The sequence below is a fragment of the Pirellulales bacterium genome, from assembly GCA_035939775.1.
GTDB lineage: Bacteria > Planctomycetota > Planctomycetia > Pirellulales > DATAWG01 > DASZFO01.
The window spans coordinates 1-2,205 of the sequence record DASZFO010000352.1 but is presented as its reverse complement, the minus strand read 5'-3'; the positions used below and the strand labels follow the sequence as shown (position 1 = coordinate 2,205).

Genomic DNA, 2,205 nt, shown 5'->3' with positions numbered 1-2,205 from the left:
GCGGCGACAACACTGGTTACGGTTTTTGACCGCTGGACCGCCCAACTGCTGGTGACCTGAATCCGCCACGTGTACTAGAATCCGGCGAAGTCTCCTGACGGCGGAACAGACACCGCGATTCGTACTCACACGGAGTTGACTGGCATGTGGATTCAGAGGTTCATCTCGACCTGGGCGGTGATCGGTGGGGCATGGCTGGCGAGCGGCGCCGCGCGCGCGGCCGATCCGCCGACTGTCAAGCAGGCTCTCGGCCTCCCGCCGCATCACAGCGATGTCGATTACGATCTGCCCGATGCCAAGCTTTACGATCAGTGCAAGGTGGCGCCCTTTCGCGAGGGCAAGGCGACGGGGTGGATCGTGACCGGCCCGGCCGGTCAGCCGTTGCGGCGTTTCATGGATACCAATGGCGACGACGTCGTCGACCAGTTCAGCTACTTCAAGAACGGCCTCGAGGTGTACCGCGACATCGACTCGAATTTCAACAAGAAGAAAGACCAGTTTCGCTGGTTCAACACCGGCGGCATGCGCTGGGGCATCGACACCAACGAAGACGGCAAAATCGACGTCTGGAAACAGATCTCGGCCGAAGAAGTCAGCCGCATCGCCGTCCGCGCCCTTGTCACCAGAGACGAGACGCTGTTGGCTCCTCTGCTGGTGACGAAAGCCGATCTGCGTCAACTGGGCATCAAGGGGCCGCTGGAAGCCAAACTCCTGGCGTCAGTCGCCGATCCTCGGGCAAAAATCGAGAAGGCGGTATCCAAGTCGAAAATCATTCAGCCCGGCTCGACCTGGATTCGCTTCGATGCCGCGCCTCCGGCCGCCGTCCCGGCCGACACCAACAAGACCTCCGACGACCTGATCGTGTACGAAAACGTGATGGCGATCGTCGATTACGGCAATCCCATGTCTCCGGGGCTGGTGCACATCGGCGAGCTCATCCGCGTGGGCGATGCCTGGAAGATGACCAGCCTTCCCGTTCCGATGGAGGGAAGCAACGTCGAGCTCGCACCGGGGCTGGTGCTCAACGAACCCCTGCTGAACACGCCCGGAGCGTCTCCCGCCGTGGCGACGTCGGTTTCGCCGAAACTTCAGGAGGCCGTCGAGCGATTGCAGAAACTGATGGAGAATCCCCCTGGGCCCGGTGCGGCTCGTCCCGTCGTCGAGAAGTATCAGAAGGAGCTCGAAGGCGTCTTGGTCGGCCTCATCAACGAATCGAAGACCGACGAAGAACGGGAGCAGTGGACGCGCCAGTTGCTTGACACGATTGCGGCGGCGGTGCAGTCGGGGGCCGATCCAACCGGGATTTCCCGGCTGAAAAAGCTCGAATCCGAGATCATAAAGAATGCACCCAAATCGCCGCTCGTTGCCATTGCCCGCTATCGGCTGATGGTCGCGGAATTTGCCACGGCCATGCAGGAGGCCGAAAACAATGAAGCGCGGCAAAAGATCCATGATCGCTGGCTCACGGAGCTTAACGACTTTCTCGACGCCTATCCCAAATCCGACGACGCTCCCGACGCGGCATTGCAACTGGCTGTGGCTCTTGAGTTCGCCGGAAAGCTGGAAAAGGCGAAGACGTGGTACGAGCGAATCGTCAAGGAATACGCAGAATCGCCTGCCGGGGGGCGCGCCGAAGGGGCACTCAAGCGGATCGATCTTGCCGGCAAGCCGCTGGCACTGGCCGGACCGTCATTGAATGGCGGCAATGTCGACATCAAGCAGTTCCGCGGCAAGCTGGTGTGCGTTTTCTTCTGGGACACGAGCAGCAAGTTGTGCCTCGAAGATCTGCCGCTGATGAAAGGGCTCTATGAGATGCACCACTCGCAGGGATTCGAGATTGTGGGAGTGAATCTCGATCCGGTGAAAGCCGCCGTTGGCCCGTACCTCGCGCAGCACGGCGTCAAATGGCCGCAGATCTATGAGCCCGGGGGCCTCGAAAGCGCTCCGGCCAGAGAGTTCGGCATCATCTCGCTGCCCACCATGTTCATCGTCGATGGCGACGGCAAAGTGCTCAATCGCAGCGCCACGGTCGCCGACCTCAAAACGACGCTGGCCGAGAAACTGGCGAAAAAGTAGTCCGGTCACTCCGTGACCGGACGGCCGATATGTGGGGCTTGCCCGAATTGAATGGGAACGCAAGCGAGCGCCGAGTCACGGAATGGAGTGACTCGGCTACAAGCGCGGACTGCGGCAATATGACAAACG

Annotated in this window: 1 protein-coding gene; it reads left to right on the top strand. The window is 60.8% G+C overall.

The window, feature by feature from the left end:
• The first annotated feature begins 144 nt into the window (after positions 1–144).
• Complete coding sequence (locus VGY55_22670) at positions 145–2,076, top strand: redoxin domain-containing protein (GenBank protein HEV2972790.1); 1,932 nt, start codon at positions 145–147, stop codon at positions 2,074–2,076.
• The last annotated feature ends 129 nt before the right edge of the window (positions 2,077–2,205 follow it).